Origin of the sequence: Bacillus cereus (assembly GCF_002561295.1) — a bacterium.
Classification (GTDB): Bacteria; Bacillota; Bacilli; order Bacillales; family Bacillaceae_G; genus Bacillus_A; species Bacillus_A cereus_S.
On the sequence record NZ_NTUG01000003.1, the window covers coordinates 1 to 18,708 of the forward strand.

The following is an 18,708-nucleotide window of genomic DNA, read 5'->3' on the forward strand; positions in this document are numbered from 1 at the left end:
AAGCTAGCTTCACTGTTCCCACACCAAACAATCACAAATTATATACTGGATAAACCGATGTACTTCAGTCTCATTGATTTACACAAACTTCTTGACGGAACCGAGATATCGATTTCACGACAAATAACAACAAAAAACAGGAGCCTGCCAGCTCCTGTTTTACTATTATTTACCTTCAAATAATAGCGCTTCTAATTCATTTAACTTCTCTTCAAATACTTGTAGCGCTTCTTTAACAGGCTCTGGAGATGCCATATCTACACCTGCTTTTTTCAGCACTTCAATTGGATAATCAGAGCTTCCAGCTTTTAAGAACTCGTTAATATAACGCTCTACCGCTGGTTGTCCTTCTTCTAAAATCTGTTTTGATAACGCTGTTGCCGCACTAAATCCTGTTGCATATTGATATACATAATAGTTGTAATAGAAGTGCGGAATACGAGACCATTCTATACCAATTTCTTTATCGATGACTAACGCATCACCAAAGTATTTTTTATTTAAATCATAGTAAAGTTCAGTTAACATATCTGGCGTAACAGCATGGCCTTCTTGTACTTTTTTATGAATGATATGTTCAAATTCAGCAAACATCGTTTGACGGAATACAGTACCGCGGAATCCTTCTAAATAATGATTTAATAAGTATAAGCGCTCTTTCTTGTCTTCTGTCGTTTTTAATAAATAGTCATTTAAAATTGCTTCGTTACAAGTTGATGCCACTTCTGCAACGAAGATTGAATAATCACCGTATACATGTGGTTGTGTTTTTCTTGTATAGTAACTATGCACAGAATGACCAAACTCATGCGCAAGTGTAAATAAATTGTTTACATTATCATGCCAGTTCATTAAAATATACGGATTTGTTCCATATGCACCAGATGAATAAGCACCGCTTCGTTTCCCTTTGTTTTCATATACGTCTACCCAGCGATTTTCATATGCTTCTTTCAAAATTTCAACATACTCATCACCAAGAACGTTTAATGATTTTAATAACATTTCTTGTGCTTCTTCATATTTCACATTCATTTTCACTTCTGGTACAAGCGGTGTATATAAATCGTACATATGCAGTTCATCAAGTCCTAATGCACGCTTACGGATATCAATGTAACGATGCAATAAATGTAAATTAGCATTTACTGTCTCAACAAGTTGATCATATACTGTTTCAGGAATGTTGTTATTGCTTAACGCAGCTTGACGTGCAGAATCATATTTACGAACACGAGCATTAAAATTATTACGTTTCACCGCACCACTAAGTGTGCTTGCAAATGTATTTTTATATTTCCCATACGTTTCATAAACCGCATGGAATGCATCCTCGCGCACACGGCGATCATCGCTTTCTAAAAATTGAATATAACGGCCATGTGTGACTTCTACTTCTTCCCCATTTTCATCTTTAATCGTTGGGAATTTTAAGTCCGCATTATTCAGCATACCAAATGTATTACTTGATGCACTCAAGACTTCAGACGCTTCAGCTAACAATGCTTCTTCAGCTTCTGATAGTACGTGTGGACGCTGACGTGTAATTTCTTCTAACGCATGTTCATATATACTTAACTCTTTATTTTCTTGTAAGAAAGATTGCAATGTTTCTTCTGAAATTGTTAAAATTTCAGGAACGATATACGCCATGCCGCTAGATGCTTGCGAATATAAGTTTGTTGCTCGATCATTTAGCGCTTGATAAACAGAATTTGTTGTATCTTGATCGTAACGCATATGAGCATATGTATATAATTTTCCTAATCTCATTGAGACTTCATCTTCATATTGTAAAGCTTCTAATAATGAATCAGCAGAATCACCAAGTTTCCCTTTAAATTCAGCTAACTTCGGTAGTAGCTCTTTCACCGCTTGAAATTCTTTTTCCCATTCTTCATCTGTTTGGAAAATGTCTTCTAATCTCCATGTGTTCATTTCTTCAATCTCACTGCGGTTTGGCAATGTTTTTGCTGTTGTTTGTTCAGACATAAAATATACCTCCTTTTAATTCTCTACCTATAGTACAATTCGATTCTTTTTATGTAAATCCTTCCATGTACTCTTTTATTGTTTAACCGAGAAAACTCCCTCCTCTAAACGAAGTGAATGTGGGAGATGAATCGTTTTTTTCTTTTTTAAGTAAAACCAACCTTTTAGGTGGAACGTATGTTTTGATTTGTTATATAATCACCTTATCAAACAAATCGAGGTGAGAACAGATGAAGAAAGCGTATTTTTCAAAACGAATCTATAAAACGGATTTATCGCATGAAACGGTGGATACGTTAACTCGAACATTGGAAACATTTAATACTGCGAAACGATTTGTGTTTCAAACAATCGTAAGAGAAAAACGTTGGGACCGTAAGATGCATACAGATAGTCTTCATCTTGTTCTCAAGCGGAAATTTCAATTAAACGATTACTATGCAAATAGCGCGGCACAAGAGGCAAAAGCTTTGTTTTCAGGTTTAACAGAGTTACAAACGATGTATAAGAAACAAACACAAGAGAAGTTGAAGAAGCTCAAAAAAAAGATGAAAACAGAACGCACAAAACTGACACAACTCCGCAAAATCAAACAAAGTTGTGTCAAAGGTAAAATCAGTTTCCCGAAAAACTCTCACTTTTCGAAGAAAAACAAGATCATTGCGGTATCTCGTAAAAAAGATACGTTGATTTGGTTTAGCCAATACCTATTTGAGCACCAGTATCTCGATGTGCAAATCAAATGGACGAAGGCGAAAATTGGGCGTTTGACTCATCGACAATATCGCTTAGAACAAAAGCTTGCATCGTATGAAGTGCATATTCCAAGCGCAGTGTTTGGAAGCAAAAAGCTGTTTCGTTCTCAATTCACAAAAGATGAGATGATTCAAAACCATGACAAATGGAAAACATTGTTTTTCCGTGCGCGAAACAAACAATTGATTGTATCTGGTCGTAAGGATGCGAAGCATGGAAATTTTGTATTTCAATATGTTTTGGAGAATCATGAGTTATGGATGACAACAAGTGAAGGAAAGGTCGTAAAATTTTCTGGTGTTACATTCCCATACGGGCAAGAAACGATTGAAACGGTCATTACGAATCAATTGGAGTGTAAAGATAAAAAAGCGCATGGGAAACCAATCGCTTGGTCTGTGGAAAACCATGGGGATTACTATATTGTGAAGTGTTTAGTGGATGTACCAGACAACCCTCACATGAATTATAGTAAGTCTGATGGTGTCATTGGTATGGATTGTAACCTAGACCATTTTGCATGGGCGAATGTTACAAAAGACGGGAACTACAAAGGAAGTGGGTCTCTCAAATTTTCGGTTATGGGAAAATCAACAGGGCAAGTGACGAAAATCATCGAAGCGGAAGCTATTCGCTTAGTAGACTTAGCGAAGCAATATAACAAACCAATTGTGATGGAAAAACTCGATACAACCCAGTCGAAGACGGGTGATCGTTATGGAAGTAAGAAAGCAAACCGTATGAAGAGTATGTTTGCATATCGAAAAATGACAAGTGCCATTGTTAACCGTGCGGATAAAATGGGCGTAGCTGTCTTTCAAGTAAATCCAGCTTATACGTCTATCTCTGGAAAGATGAAATATATGAGGAAATTAGGCATATCCATTCACCAGTCCGCTGCATATACCATTGGCCGTCGCGGTTTAGGATATAAAGAAAAATTGCCGACCGCACTTCAAACCTATATAAAAAATCAAAACGCACACCATTGGAGTCAATGGAATGCATTAAACAAGAGATTGAAAGTTCGCACGCATCTGTTTTACAAGTTGTTTACCGGAAAACAGATCCATAGTCATGAAATGACAGATTTTGAAGCAAAAATCATCATGAAACTATCATAATACGATCGCAGACACTTGTACTATCTCCTTATTCACGTCACCAGAGCAGATGGCGGGCTATTGAGCAACAGCCTTCATGTCTAAGGAATAGATGCATTACAACGTGTCTGTCAGGCTCTATTCTATACGAAAGAAAGAGGTTTTTCTCTCAGTAGGTGTGTAGTTTGCGCCTATTCAGAGAAGTTCAGTAAGAACGCTTCCCTATTCTTGTATAGCTAACTCATATCGTTGAACGTATGGGGTTCTTAGGTTTCCGAAATTGGTCGAAAGCCATAAGAATCCCCCACTTCAAACGTCGTTAGACGGTAAGTGGGGGTAGTTCAATATATCCTCTTTTTCTTTTCCCATGTTGTACTTTGTTTCAAACAAAGATAGCGCATGCGACAAACAAATCGCATCATATTCTTTTACTTCTCCTTCTGTTTTTTGCATCGTAAATTGCCTCGTTTTTCGGTACTTATACATGTCTACTCTTTCAATCATCCCTACTTTACATAAAAATGTTACATATTCTACAATTGCAAATTGCCATACATATTGCGGAAAATACGGTAACGTACGCCGCTGAATACTCCGCCTGTTATTTACATATGAAAAAACAGCATGTAATGAGAAATAATCTCCAGTTTTAAATTTCCCAATGAAATCTATACAAAGAAGAGCTTGCCATATAAAAGGGTGTGTTTGAAATGCAAATGCAGTTGGGAGAGGAACACCAATTTCAGATGGAAAACAAGAGGGAGAAAGGTGATATCGGTATAAGAGGTGTAAAAGTGATTTATGACCATAATTCCAGATTGGAAGGACATTCGTTCGAAAGTAGGTCTTTTTATTTTGCCATTCCCGCTCTAACCGTTCTTTCGTAATTGGTGTGTGGCAAAAGAGTTCCTCAAAAGTAACAGTACGCAGCGGGAGATACGTGCTATGAGAAAAATAAACATTTGTAGAGAACGGAGTCAGAAGTTCACATTTTATAAATGACTTTTCATTTGGGCAAAAAAAGAGAAGTAAAGGCTGAGGATAAGATTGTATGCAGAGAAAATGAAACGAGGATAATGAAATCCAATGCGCAGAGTGCCTTTTCAGTTGATTTCCACCTAATATCCAGATGACTTGTATCCCTTCCTTCCAATATGAAGAGGTTCGTTTTAATAACTGCTCTGCGGATAAAGAGGCGCATTGATATTCAATTGCCATTTGTCTTCCTTTTCTTTCAATAAACAAATCGGGCCTTTGGCGAATCTCTGGGAGGTAATGTTCGATTTTCACATGAAATCCTTGCGACTTGAGCCATCTATATAACTGTTCCTTCCCGCGCATATGATACGCAGATTCAGGCTCAGATGAAACGAGGCACTGATTTACGTTTTTATGAGCAAAATGCCATCTCTTTTGTTTACCTAATTTGAGCTGCACCTCTCGCCTGCAAATCGGGCAAAAAAAGCGTGTCTGCTTTCGCATCATTTGTAGTTCTGTTTCATCTTGATTATGGAGAAGATGAATCTTTTCGCCATTCTCTCTTGTGGCGACAAACATGATACCACATCCTTTCTATAATTACTTTGTATTCTACAACGTATTACAAATTCCTTCCTCATTAAACTATCCCACCTTCACTCCATTTAGAGGAAGGGCCTTCTCGGTTAAAATGATAAAGTGAAACTTTAATCAGTGAGAGGGTTCTTCATCCCCCACTGATTATTAGCCCGCAAATAGCGGGATAAAACAAAAGAGGACGTTCTGTTCAGAACATCCTCCTCATAATAAAGGTGATAACAATCGATATGCCGATTCCACAATCCGCCTATGAAGGCGGCGTTTATGAAAGCGATCTGCATGAATTTCACTGGATTCTTGTAAATCCTCTTCAAAATCCTTAACAAGCTTTTGAATACTCTCTGTATCATATAAAAAGGCATTCACCTCAAAGTTTAAATGAAAGCTTCTCATATCCATATTCGCTGTCCCAATGGATGCTAAATCAGAATCAACAATAACAATTTTACTGTGCAGGAAACCTTTTTCATATTCGTATACTTTTGCCCCTGCATCTAATAACTCCGGGAAATAAGATCTTGATGCATAAAATACCGTTCGTTTATCCGGCTTACTCGGCATTAATAAACGGACATCAATGCCCGCAAGAGCTGCCACTTTTAATGCAGATAAAATATCATCATCTGGAATAAAATACGGTGTCGCAATCCATATAGACTTCCTTGCCGAAGCAATCATCGTAAAATAAAGATGCTTAATTGTCTCCCACTTATTATCTGGCCCACCTGCGACAAGTTGGACACCACCCCAATGATCTCCATCCACTGCTTCTGCTTGTAAATACTCAGGTGCTAATACCGCTTCTCCTGTCATATAAAACCAATCTTGTACGAATATAAGCTGCAAACTTTGAACAGCCTCACCTCGTAAATATAAATGCGTATCACGCCAAAACCCAAAATATTTATTTTTCCCTAAATATTCATCACCAATATTCAGTCCGCCCACAAAACCTTCATTTCCATCAATAACAACGATTTTCCGGTGATTTCGATAATTAATTTTATCGTTCAAAATCGGAAAACGCACTGGAAAGAAAGGAATCATCTCGACACCTGCATCGTTTAATTCATCAATATAAGCATTTGACAATTTAAAACTGCCAACCGCATCATATAGAAAACGGACGGTAACACCTTCCTGCGCTTTTTGAATTAAAATGTCTTTAATTTGTGTACCGAGCTTGTCATCACGTACAATATAATATTCCATATGAATATGATGCTTCGCTTTTTTCAATCCTGCTAAAATTGCTTGAAACGTTTCATCACCATTCGTTAACACTTTTGTTTCTGTTTGAAATGAAATATTTAAGGCACCTAGCCGGTCTGCGAGACGAAATAACAGTTCCTGATGTTTATGATTCTGTAAAATGCGTTCTTGATAATCTTCATGTCCTTTGTACTGCAGGAAAGCTTGTTCATCCAAAAGAGCCTTCTTTTGAAACATTCGTTTTCTGCGGAAGTTCTGTCCAAATAATAAATACGCAAAGAAACCGAATACAGGAAAAATCCCAAGTACAATTAACCAGGTCAATGTTTTAGATGGATGCCTGTTTTCCAAGAAAATCACAAAGCCAATTAAAAATGCAGACACCGTAAATACAATACTTATAATTCCTAAAAACGAAATATCTTTTATGCCTATAACATCCGAATAAAATGCTACATCAATAAACATTCGTAACGAAACAAACGCTGCGAATAAACCTAGAAAAAAGAAAAGTAACTTTAATGTATTCTTCATCCCTACCCCCCTTACTTACATAGCGTTTCTACTCTTATCATACCCATCATATAAAAAGCCGATTTCATAATATTGAAATCGGCCTACGTTTTAGGAAGAAAGTGACTGCGAATCGTCTCAAGTGCGTTTTCTTTAACAACTTGTTTACCGTACTCATTAACACGGTGAACCGTTAAAGTAGACTCTTCTCCATATTCTAAAATAATACTTAAAATACGGTCAATTTCTTCTTCATCGTGTAGCACTTCATCAAATTCAACATATACATAATAGCGGTCTTCAAACGAATATAGTTCATCTTTTATATCTTCAAATATAAGACGATGACTTAACGAAATAACATCTTCAAAATCGTCAAATTTAATTAAAAAGCCAAATGTTCCATCTTCGTTAAAGTTGGTTACCGCCTCTATCTCTTCCTCTAACTCTTGTTGAAATAGTGATTCAATCCGTTCATCTAGCGGAATATCAATGATTTTATCTAGACCTATTGGTAACTCTAATTTTTGTCCATCTTTTGAAAGCTGTGCTTTCGTTACAAGTACTTCGATACCTTTATCCATCGCCTGTACTTGGATCCATAGTGGTCCATCAATAAAGAAATCATCATGATCGCGAGCTTCGTCCATCATTTCCCAAAATAATTGTTCGCTTCGTTCACGATTGTACCAAATTTCTTCTCGGTTGAATCCTCTATCTTCTATATCAACGTACGTAATAAAAAATTTCATCGTATGATCGTTAATTCTTTCAATGTCCAAAATCCAACTCTCCCTTCCTATTTGGAATTGTTATGAAGGGATTCCCCACTCATATGACAAATCAATAGATTCTTGTACTTTCATTTTATGATAAGATTCTCCAGAATGGAAATAAAATCGTTTCATTTTAGAAAAACAGTCATTCGCCTATATTATTCTACACTACCCCATCATACTTCCTTCTTCTTATATATTCCATTATACACACTTACGATATAAAAAATTGGACATACAATTCCACCTAGCACCGTACAATTGTAATAGAGTTGGTCAAGCTTTTTCATTTCATACATACAACTGCACCTATATTACTGATGAAAACAGAATAAATGGAGGCAAAATGATGGAGTTAGATTTTTTGACATCTATACTAATGATTGTCGGTATCGATGTTGTACTAGGCGGTGATAACGCAATTGTAATCGCACTTGCAAGCCGAAACTTACCTGAATCTCAACGAAATAAAGCTATTTTTATTGGGACGATCCTTGCAATTGTGCTACGAATTCTCCTTACAATACTTGCCGTATACTTACTTGATATTCCTTTCTTACAACTTATTGGTGGCATCTTACTTACACTCATTGCCGTAAATTTACTAACCGACAATAATAACGACCTTTCTTCTATACAAGGAAAAACGACATTATTTCAAGCCATTCGTACAATTGTATTTGCTGATCTCGTTATGGGTTTTGATAATGTTCTTGCAATCGCTGGAGCGGCTCACGGGAATTTTACACTCGTAATTATCGGATTATTAATTTCCATCCCTATTATTATTTGGGGGAGTAAACTCATCTTACTATTTATGGAGCGGTTTCCTCTTCTCATTTATTGCGGGGGAGCAGTTCTTGCTTACACGGCTGGAAGAATGATTACCCATGAAGTAAGACTTGCGAACTTTTTCCAGCATAACCCGGCCTTTACAACAAGCATACCCTTCCTCTTTATTTTTACAGTGTTAACGATTGGTTTTATTGTTCAGCACATCAAATTAGGGAATGTAAAGTAACCAAATGCAGAAAAACATCTTTTTTTAGTGGAAGAGAGCGTCCAGCCATGCATAGTATCGGTCAGGGCCTTTTTTTCGCCCCACGCCACGTTAAAACAGAAGGAGAAAATGAGTGGAAAGCTCCTTTTATTTTCATAGCCTTAATTTGTTTGCTAACACATCGATGTACTACGCATAAACAAACTGACATAAACCCTTTCTTTTTGGGTAGGAAAGAGCATGCGGTCAGGGCTTTTTTCCGCCCCATGACACGTTAAAACAGAAGGGGAAAATGAGTGGAAACTCCTTTTATTTCCATAACTTTAATTTATATGTCAGGAAATCAAAATGAGGTTATATATAAATCATACTAAGCAATGGATATATGTATGCAAAAACCTTCTACTGCAAGGTAGAAGGTTTTCATATACATAACTTGTATTATTAATTTACTAGACGCTGTGCTTCACGTAATTGAAAAGTTCTTACTGTACGTGGTAAGAAGCGACGAATTTCATCTTCGTTGTAACCTACTTGAAGGCGTTTTTCGTCAATCATAATTGGACGGCGTAAAATGCCTGGGTAGTCACGAATCATCTTATATAAATCTTGAAGTGGTAAAGATTCTAAGTTAACGTTTAACTCTTGGAAAACTTTCGAACGAGTTGAAATAATCTCATCCGTTCCACTTTCTGTCATGCGTAAAATTTCTTTAATTTCCTCAATCGTTAATGGATCTGAGAAAATATTACGTTCTGTATAAGGAATATGATTTTCCTCTAGCCATAATTTCGCCTTTCTACAAGACGTGCAACTTGGAGAACTATATAGCGTTACCATACAAGACTCACTCTCCTTAAAGAGTACAAATTCTGTACTAATTACAGTTTAAATTTCTATTTTTCAGCAATTTTTTACTATAACTTGTCTTACAAGAAAATAAAAAAATCGCCTTACATGTAAACAACAACTTTTAAGCAAGTAACTTTTTTAAACAACAATTACTTTAAATAAGTAACTTCTATAATCATTATACAATAGTTTCAGAAAGAAATATACAGTAAATTTCCTTTCTAATGGGAAAAACTCACCTTTCATGAAGCTAAAATTATCATATATTTTTCATGGAACAAATCCTTCTATTTTATTAATATATGTACTTTTTGTGCTACTTCTTCACATGTTTACAGGAGTTATCTATCCAATAGATCCATTGCTAACGATAGCGTTTTCTTACCCTTCCCACCATAAAACAGCAATGAAATGTAAGACACGCCGAAGGAACATTTGTTCTATATCTATTCTAACAAATCTCCCAGTTACTGTCTATACTATTTTCAAGTAAAATATTTATTTTCCGACTTTTCTTTCTTTTTATCTTTTTTTCTCATACAATAAAAATACAGACAGGCAAAGGGGGATTCCATATGGTTGCTTTTTTTATTGATTTTGCCATTGTCGCTGCCCTCGTCATTGGAATCACAGCATTGATTGGCGTCATTACAAATGGTATTGGTGAAAAACTATTTGGTGGCAAGGAAAAGATGAAATTTGTTGATAAAAGCGCAGAAGTACAGTCCGGCTGGAAGCAAGTTGGGGGAAAAGGAATTTATAAAAAGCGAACGTACTAAAAAGAAGCAGGGAATCCCCTGCTTCTTTTTATATTATTTTCCTGCAGTTGCCCATTTAAAGCTTAAATCCCCGCCATAATTATGCTTATAAATATCTTTAACCGTTTCTCTTTGTAAATAAGCCGCACTACGCTGATATACAGGAGCAATTGCTGCATCCTCTAGCAACATTTTTTCAGCTTCCAATAAACTATTCCAACGTGCTTGTACATCGCTACCGTCAGTCTTTGCTTTCATAATAATTTCATCATATTTCGGATTAGAATATTTCATCTTATTTTGTGCACCATCTGTTACAAACATATCAAGGTACGTTACTGGATCTGGGAAATCCGGACTCCATCCAGCAAATGTCATATCATAGTCTCCACTTTCTTCAAGTTTCAACTTTTGTGCAAATGGCTGCTGCTTAATTTTTAATGTAAAACCAGGTAAGTTCTTTTCTAACTCTCCTTTTAAGTACTCCCCTGTTCTCTTAGATAAATCTACATCTTCATTTAATAGCTCAAGCTCAATCTTATCTTTTCCTAATTCTTTTTTACCAGCTTCCCAATATTTCTGCGCTTCTTTCACATTTGCTTTTACTAAATCTCCATTTTCAGCTCGGAAGTCTTTTTTGTTTGGCCCTTCAACAAATTTACTTGGAATCAATCCTGTCGCCGCAGTAGAACCATTGTTTAAAATTGTATCAACAAACGGTTCACGGTCAAAGGCAAGTGAAATTGCTTTTCGAATATTTTTATTTGCTAAAGCTTCATTTTTCTGATTGAAACGAAGGAAGAATACGGAAGCTTCATTTGCCGTTTTGAAATTTGGATCTTCTTTATATTTATCAACAAACTCAGATCTCAACGTAACACGATCTATTGCTTTTGTATCGTATAGATTAACTGATGTTGCTAAGTCTTTTACAATATTAAAGTTCACTTCGTCTAGCTTCACTACTTTATTATCCCAGTACGTTGGATTTTTTTGGATTTGGAAACTTGTTTCATGCTTCCATTCACTTAATACAAATGGCCCATTATATAATGTTGTGTTCGCTTCTAAGCCAAACTTATCGCCTTTCTCTGTAGCATATTTTTCATTTACTGGATAGAAAAGTGGATAAATCATTAAATTTTCAAAGTAAGGAACTGGATGCTCTAATTCTACTTCTAATGTATAATCATCAACGGCTTTTACCCCTAATTGATCTGGTGCCATTTCTTTTTTATTAATTTTTTGTGCATTCTTCACATCAAACATGATATATGCTGATACTGCCCCTTTATCCGGATTAATCGCACGTTGCCAAGCATATACGAAGTCTTTCGCTGTTACAGGATCTCCATTTGACCACTTCGCATCTTCACGTAATTTAAAAGTATACTTCTTACCATCTTCTGATTTTTCACTGGATTTCGCTACACCTGGAACGAGCTTATCTCCTTTTTCAAGGCGATATAGTCCTTCCATCGTATTATTCATTACTCGTGATGATACTGCATCAGCTGATAATGCTGGGTCCATCGTTGGAATTTCTTGTGTTTCCGTCATATTGATGACTTGTTTCCCGTTAGCCTTGCCACTATCCCCTTTTGCACTCGCACCTTGCTCATCCTTTTGATAACTCCCACATGCCCCTAAAATCATGCTCATTGCTAATGTCGATGCTACAAAAACTGGTACTTTTTTCTTCATTCTGCTACCCCTCCCAAAAATGTTAGCCCTTTCATTTTCAAACAGAAAGAAATATATGTATCTTCTAATAATTCATATTATACATACAAATATATTATTTGTATATTTGTTTTTCTATTTTATTAAAATTTTCTGTTAACCATTCTTTTTCTGTAAACGTTTTATATTGCATATTTTAGAGACTAAAATACCAAAAATAACTATTTTTATAATTATCTAAATTATCAGAGTATAATTAATTTTATATTATATAATATCTTCCGTATAATTATTCCCTTCTGATATGCACCATTTTACCTTTCAACGTATAAAGTGAAACTTTAATCAATTGGGCTTTTACGGGCAGTTAACCCTCCACCTATCTTCCTCGTTTCCCTCTAAATCTCAAGATGTAGGTCTTACTGCCCATTCATGTGGGATAAATCAAATCTTTGAAAACAAAAGAAACTCTCCACTCCTTTTCTCTCTTTGACTTCACGCAGCATAGATTGTGATTCCTTACTTAAGAAGCGTGATCTTTCGTCATATATCTCCTATTTACCTTTGAAAATAAATAGCGATTAACCGCGCTACAAAATACATGCAAGTGTCACTAAAATGTGTTAAGATACATTTTGTTTCAAAAAGGATATCGGTAAAGTGGGGGATGGTATGGCAGAGGTTATATCCGAAAAAGGGCAAAAAGAAAAGTTAAATTTATTCTTCTTAACATGGCCCATCTTTTTAGAAGTTTTTCTTTTTATGTTAATGGGGATTGCTGATACTTTTATGCTAAGTGCATTGTCAGATGATGCAGTATCCGGTGTTGGAGCGGCAAATCAATACCTTCATATTGCAATATTAGTATTAGAAGTAATCGGAAACGGTGCTGCAATTGTTGTTTCTCAATACCTTGGTTCCAAACGATATATGGAAGCTTCCAAAATATCAGCACTCGCAGTAACCTTAAATTTAGGGGTCGGGCTCATCATAAGCGCTGTTTTTCTATTATTTTCAAAACATATGATGATGGCAATGAATTTACAAGGTGATGTATTAACTTACGCACAAAATTACTTATCCATTGTTGGAGGCGCGATTTTTCTTCAAGCTATTATTAATTCACTCGCTGCTATTATTCGCGTTCACGGATTTACAAAACAAGCGATGTTCATTTCACTTGGAATGAATATTCTTCATATTGCTGGTAACTACGCTCTTATTTTCGGTAAGTTCGGCATGCCTGAATTAGGTGTTGAAGGAGCAGCAATTTCTTCTGCTTTCAGTCGACTTATCGCACTAATTGTCTTCTTCTGGCTACTATACCGCGTCATGGAATATCGTGTGAAATTGACCTACTATATTACATTATCAAAAGAATATATTAGCAAAATCTTAAAAATTGGTATCCCATCAGCTTTTGAACAAGTTATGTACCAAGCCTGTCAAATTGTCTTCCTATACTATGCAACATACTTAGGAGCAGAATCATTAGCTGCAAGACAATATGCAACAAACATTTCTATGTTCACTTATCTTTTTGCGATCGCTATTGGAATGGGAACAGCGATTATTGTTGGACGTTTAGTCGGTGGAAACGAGAAGGACGAAGCGTATGTACGTGTATGGAAAAGTGTGCAGTGGGCCATCGGTGTTACACTTTGTATGGTCATCCTCGTTATAGCATTCCGTACACAGTTAATGGGGTTATTTACAGATAATCCTCACGTTATCGCTTTAGGAGCAACTGTCCTTTCATTAAGCATTCTGTTAGAGACTGGTCGGACGATGAATATTGTCATCATTAATTCACTGCGTGCAGCAGGTGATGCAAAATATCCCGTTCTAATTGGAGCATTTTCCATGGTCTTAATGAGCTTACCACTCGGTTACTTTTTTGTTTTTCATTTAGACATGGGACTTTCAGGTATATGGTTAGCGATTGCCATCGATGAATGGACACGTGCCATTATCATGTTCTTCCGCTGGAGGAGCAGAGCTTGGGAAAATTATGCACTTGTTAAACCGGAGACTTCTGAAGAATCAGCACCGGTTCAAGCTTAGCGTGAATGTTGATATTCAGAAAAAAGAGGTTGGAGAAAGTCTTCTCCAACCTCTTTTTGTGTCGTTCTTAAGTGGAATGCCGATATATCATAAATTTTCATATATTATTTTTCTATCTCCCACTCCATTGCTGAAAACTCTACCCTAGCTTTTCCTTCCTTTTGCTTTCACATGGTATGGCTCTGACCGTTTCTATGCCTGGACAGATCCTCTCTTCCACCTAAAAGAAAAGGGTTTCTATCAGTTTTTCAATTTATATGTATATTGATTTTCCAACATCTAAATCACGGCTTTGAAAACAAAAGGAGACCTCCACTCACTCTCTCCTTCTGTTTTCACTCGGCATGGGGTGAAAACAGGCACTGACCGCTTCTATGCATGGCTGGATCCTCTCTTCCTCCCAAAAAAGAAAGAGGTTTGTATCAATAATAGAAAAAGCGGCCATGACGGCCGCTTCTTTCTACTATTGATAGATTTCTTTATATTTCTTGTATTCCGCTTCGGAACAAAGAACGAAATGTCCTGGACGGATTTCTCGCATCTCTGGCGCTTCATTTCCATATTGATGCTGAGATGGATCGTATACGATACGTTTACGATTGCGCTCGTAATCTGGATCTGGAAGCGGAATTGCTGATAATAATGATTTTGTATACGGATGAATCGGATTCTCGTATAGCTCATCACTACTTGTTAATTCAACAATTTGACCGCGGTACATAACACCAATGCGATCACTGATGTATTTTACCATGGATAAGTCATGGGCAATGAATAAGTATGTTAAACCTTTTTCTCTTTGCAGCTGTTTCAATAAGTTTACAACTTGCGCCTGAATCGATACGTCAAGTGCTGAAATCGGTTCATCCGCAATAATAAATTCTGGTTCTACCGCAAGTGCGCGAGCAATTCCGATACGTTGACGTTGTCCACCAGAGAACTCATGCGGGAAACGATTAGCATGCTCTTTATTTAAACCAACTGTGTTTAATAATTCATGCACGCGATCCATACGTTCTTTTTTGCTTTTTGCTAAACCGTGAATATCAATGCCTTCTGCAATAATATCTCCAACTGTCATACGAGGATTTAATGACGCATATGGATCTTGGAAAATCATTTGCATTTTACGATTAAATTTCTTTAATTCTCCACGTGATTTTTTACCATGTACGTTTTCACCATCGAACAACACTTCACCAGCTGTTGCATCATATAATCTGATAATCGTTCTTCCAGTTGTTGATTTTCCGCAACCAGATTCTCCTACAAGTCCAAATGTTTCACCGCGGTAAATATCAAATGAAATATCGTTAACCGCTTTTACAACACCACCACTCACGTTAAAGTGTTGCTTTACATTTTTTACTTCAATTAACTTCTCACGTTGCTTAGTCATGTTGTTCACCTGCTTTCATTTGAAGAATTCGTTTTTGAACGACTTCTGGCGGTTGTACTTCTGGTGCTTGTTCGTGAAGTAACCATGTTGCCGCATAATGTGTATCACTTACTTTAAAGAATGGTGGTTCCATTTCAAAATCAATTTTCAGTGCCTGTGGGTTACGTGGTGCAAATGCATCCCCTTTTGGCGGTTTTAATAAATCTGGAGGCGTTCCAGGAATTGCATATAACTCTGCATCTGAACCATCTAAACTTGGCATAGATGCGATTAGTCCCCATGTATATGGGTGTTTTGGATTGTAGAAGATTTCATCAACCGTACCAATCTCAACAACTTTACCTGCATACATAACAGCAACTCTGTCGGCAACGTTTGCCACTACGCCTAAATCATGCGTAATGAAAATAATCGCTGCTTCTGTTTTCTGCTGAATATCCTTCATAAGCTCTAAAATTTGTGCTTGAATTGTAACGTCAAGTGCTGTTGTCGGCTCATCTGCAATCAATAATTTCGGATTACAAGCTAGTGCCATCGCAATAACAACACGCTGTCTCATACCACCAGAGAATTGGTGCGGGTATTGCTTTAAACGTGCTTCTGGATTTGGAATTCCAACCAGATCAAGCAGCTCTAAAGCAACTTTACGAGCATCCGCTTTGCTCATCCCTTGGTGTTTAATAAGACCTTCCATAATTTGATTACCGATTGTCATCGTTGGATTTAATGATGTCATCGGATCTTGGAAAATCATCGCGATTTCTTTCCCACGCACTTGCTGCATTTCTTTTTCTGATAATTTTGTTAAATCACGACCGTCAAATACAATTTCTCCATTTTTAATACGTCCTGGAGGATTTGGGATAAGTCCCATTAGCGCTTTCGAAGTAACTGATTTCCCAGAACCAGATTCTCCTACAATCGCCAATGTTTCTCCCTTTTTCAAATCAAATGTAACTCCGCGAACAGCTTGTACTTCACCTGCATGTGTATCAAAGGAGACTTGTAAATCTTTTACCTCTAACAATGTTTTCATTTTCACTTCTCCTTCCTCGTTTACTTACGCATTTTTGGATCTAACGCATCGCGTAATCCATCTGCCATTAAGTTAAATGCTAAAATTAACATACTGATGACAATCGCAGGGATGAACATCATATGTGGATACGTTTGAATTGACTTATATCCATCATTTACAAGAGAACCAAGTGATGCTAAAGGCGGCTGAATACCAAGCCCGATAAAGCTTAAGAATGCTTCACCAAACACCGCTGAAGGAATTGTGAACATTGTCATAACGATAATTGGTCCCATTACGTTCGGAATTAAATGCTTCACAATTAATTGTGTGTTCGTTGCACCTAATGTACGAGATGCTAATACATATTCTTGGTTTTTTAATTTTAATATTTGTCCACGTACAATCCGCGACATTCCAATCCAACCTGTAATTGCCATCGCGAGTGTGATTGACCAAATACCTGAACCCATAATAATTACCATTAAAATAACGATGATTAAGTATGGAATACCGTTAATAATCTCCATAATACGTTGCATAATATTATCTACTCGTCCGCCATAGAACGCTGAAATACCTCCGTATGCAACCCCAATTACTAGGTCAATTGCCGCTGCTAAAAGAGCGATATATAATGATACACGTGTTCCTTCCCATGTTCTTGTCCAAAGGTCACGTCCAAGATCATCTGTACCAAACCAGAAATACTCTTTAATATCACGTTTTTCATACTGATCAACGCCGTATTGGTCTCTACCATCAAATGGTAGCCAATGAACATTTTCTAATACTGGAATTTTAGGTGGCATTTTTGCGCGACCTAAATCTTGATCTTTATAGGAATACTTGCTCATCATCGGTCCAAAAATTGCTAACAGCGCGATAAGAACTAGTATTACAAGACCAAACATTGCTCCTTTATGTTGAAACAAACGTCTTCTTACATCTTGCCAAAACGTTAAGCTTGGACGGGCAATGACTTCATTATCAACATTGCTTTGGTTTGCTGTTTGAAATAAATCTGGAGATAATTTTTGTAAATCTTTCATCATTTTTTCCCTCCCGCTAAACGAATACGAGGATCAATAATTCCATATAAAATATCTACGATAAAAATAACTAAGATAAAGATTGCACTATAGAAAATTGTTGTTCCCATAATAATCGTATAGTCATTCAACGTGATTGATTTAACGAATTGCTCCCCAAGTCCAGGTACAGCAAAAATTTGCTCAATAACAAGTGTTCCTGTAATTAAAGCTGCAACCATCGGTCCTAAAATTGTAACAACTGGAATCAATGCGTTACGAAGTGCGTGTTTTACAATAATGACACCTTGACTAATTCCTTTTGCTTTTGCTGTTAAAATGTAATCAGCTTGCATAACTTCAATTAATTCTGCACGAGAGAAACGTGCGATTGTTGCGATAACTCCCATCGATAAAGCAATGGTAGGCATAACTGTAAATTCAGGCCCTTTCCAGAATGCAACTGGGAACCAACCAAGCTTTACACCTACAAAGTATTGTAATAATGCTGCGAATACGAATGATGGTACCGACATCCCGAGTACAGAAATAACGGTTGCTCCGTAATCGACCCATGTATTATTGCGAAGTGCTGCGATAATACCTAAGATTAAACCGATAAATGTTCCTAGTATAATTGCCTGCATACCAAGCTGTGCTGATGGTCCAATACGATCCATAATCATATCTGATACTGGACGGTTATCATACTGGAATGATACTCCTAAATCACCTTGTACTAAGTTCCCTAAGTAACGTGCATATTGCACAGGTACTGGATCATTTAAACCGTATTTTTCTAAGATAATCTCTTTTTGCGCGGGTGATAATTTCTCTTGGTTCTTAAGCGGAGAACCCGGCAACAATTTCATTAGAAAGAATGTCAGAGTAGTAATTAAAAATAGTGTTAAAGCCATGTACACGAAACGTTTTAATGCATAACGTCCCATAGTCAAGCACCTCCCCATTTTCT

Annotated in this window: 14 protein-coding genes; 4 read left to right on the forward strand and 10 right to left on the reverse strand. The window is 36.7% G+C overall.

The annotated features are described in order from the left end of the window. Positions 1-165 precede the first annotated feature (165 nt). Complete coding sequence (gene pepF / locus CN373_RS01990; RefSeq protein WP_098358726.1) at positions 166-1,992, reverse strand: oligoendopeptidase F; 1,827 nt, start codon at positions 1,990-1,992, stop codon at positions 166-168. Between the two features lie 230 nt (positions 1,993-2,222). On the opposite strand from pepF, the gene CN373_RS25765 reads away from it, so the two are divergent. After that, a complete protein-coding gene (locus tag CN373_RS25765) occupies positions 2,223-3,872 on the forward strand; it encodes an IS200/IS605 family accessory protein TnpB-related protein (RefSeq protein ID WP_000710464.1) in 1,650 nt (549 codons plus the stop codon). Between the two features lie 288 nt (positions 3,873-4,160). Here the strand turns inward: CN373_RS25765 and CN373_RS02000 are convergent, their stop codons facing one another. The 3 genes from CN373_RS02000 to mecA all read right to left on the reverse strand — a co-directional run bounded on the left by CN373_RS02000 (position 4,161) and on the right by mecA (position 7,936). Continuing rightward, positions 4,161-5,408 (reverse strand): competence protein CoiA, encoded by a 1,248-nt coding sequence (locus tag CN373_RS02000; RefSeq protein ID WP_098358727.1) that lies wholly within the window; start codon positions 5,406-5,408, stop codon positions 4,161-4,163. Between the two features lie 222 nt (positions 5,409-5,630). Then, positions 5,631-7,175 (reverse strand): cardiolipin synthase, encoded by a 1,545-nt coding sequence (cls, locus tag CN373_RS02005; protein ID WP_000799214.1) that lies wholly within the window; start codon positions 7,173-7,175, stop codon positions 5,631-5,633. A gap of 83 nt (positions 7,176-7,258) precedes the next feature. Continuing rightward, complete coding sequence (gene mecA / locus CN373_RS02010) at positions 7,259-7,936, reverse strand: adaptor protein MecA (RefSeq protein WP_000350723.1); 678 nt, start codon at positions 7,934-7,936, stop codon at positions 7,259-7,261. 343 nt (positions 7,937-8,279) lie between these two features. Here mecA and CN373_RS02015 point away from each other — a divergent pair, with 343 nt between their 5' ends. After that, positions 8,280-8,951 (forward strand): TerC family protein, encoded by a 672-nt coding sequence (locus CN373_RS02015; RefSeq protein ID WP_000417873.1) that lies wholly within the window; start codon positions 8,280-8,282, stop codon positions 8,949-8,951. A 423-nt stretch (positions 8,952-9,374) separates the two neighbouring features. Here CN373_RS02015 and spx read toward each other — a convergent pair whose 3' ends face one another. Then, entirely contained in the window at positions 9,375-9,770 is a 396-nt protein-coding gene (gene spx / locus CN373_RS02025; protein WP_000258267.1) for a transcriptional regulator Spx, read from the reverse strand. A gap of 587 nt (positions 9,771-10,357) precedes the next feature. On the opposite strand from spx, the gene CN373_RS02035 reads away from it, so the two are divergent. After that, positions 10,358-10,561, forward strand: a complete 204-nt coding sequence (locus CN373_RS02035; RefSeq protein ID WP_000225326.1) for a hypothetical protein — start codon at positions 10,358-10,360, stop codon at positions 10,559-10,561. Positions 10,562-10,594: 33 nt separating this feature from the next. Here CN373_RS02035 and CN373_RS02040 read toward each other — a convergent pair whose 3' ends face one another. Further along, positions 10,595-12,244, reverse strand: a complete 1,650-nt coding sequence (locus CN373_RS02040) for a peptide ABC transporter substrate-binding protein (protein WP_000731046.1) — start codon at positions 12,242-12,244, stop codon at positions 10,595-10,597. Positions 12,245-12,895: 651 nt separating this feature from the next. On the opposite strand from CN373_RS02040, the gene CN373_RS02045 reads away from it, so the two are divergent. Further along, complete coding sequence (locus CN373_RS02045) at positions 12,896-14,287, forward strand: MATE family efflux transporter (protein WP_098358730.1); 1,392 nt, start codon at positions 12,896-12,898, stop codon at positions 14,285-14,287. A gap of 463 nt (positions 14,288-14,750) precedes the next feature. Here the strand turns inward: CN373_RS02045 and CN373_RS02050 are convergent, their stop codons facing one another. From CN373_RS02050 to opp3b, 4 genes are read right to left on the reverse strand one after another with little or no spacing between them, the layout of a single operon-like run. Then, positions 14,751-15,686, reverse strand: a complete 936-nt coding sequence (locus CN373_RS02050) for an ABC transporter ATP-binding protein (protein ID WP_000166355.1) — start codon at positions 15,684-15,686, stop codon at positions 14,751-14,753. Further along, complete coding sequence (locus CN373_RS02055) at positions 15,679-16,722, reverse strand: ABC transporter ATP-binding protein (RefSeq protein ID WP_000854339.1); 1,044 nt, start codon at positions 16,720-16,722, stop codon at positions 15,679-15,681. Before CN373_RS02055 ends, CN373_RS02050 begins: the two co-directional genes overlap by 8 nt. A gap of 20 nt (positions 16,723-16,742) precedes the next feature. After that, positions 16,743-17,759 (reverse strand): oligopeptide ABC transporter permease, encoded by a 1,017-nt coding sequence (opp3C, locus tag CN373_RS02060; protein ID WP_000974051.1) that lies wholly within the window; start codon positions 17,757-17,759, stop codon positions 16,743-16,745. Next, positions 17,756-18,685: an oligopeptide ABC transporter permease gene (gene opp3b, locus CN373_RS02065; protein WP_000534137.1), complete on the reverse strand. Its 930-nt coding sequence runs from the start codon at positions 18,683-18,685 to the stop codon at positions 17,756-17,758. Before opp3b ends, opp3C begins: the two co-directional genes overlap by 4 nt. Positions 18,686-18,708 lie beyond the last annotated feature (23 nt).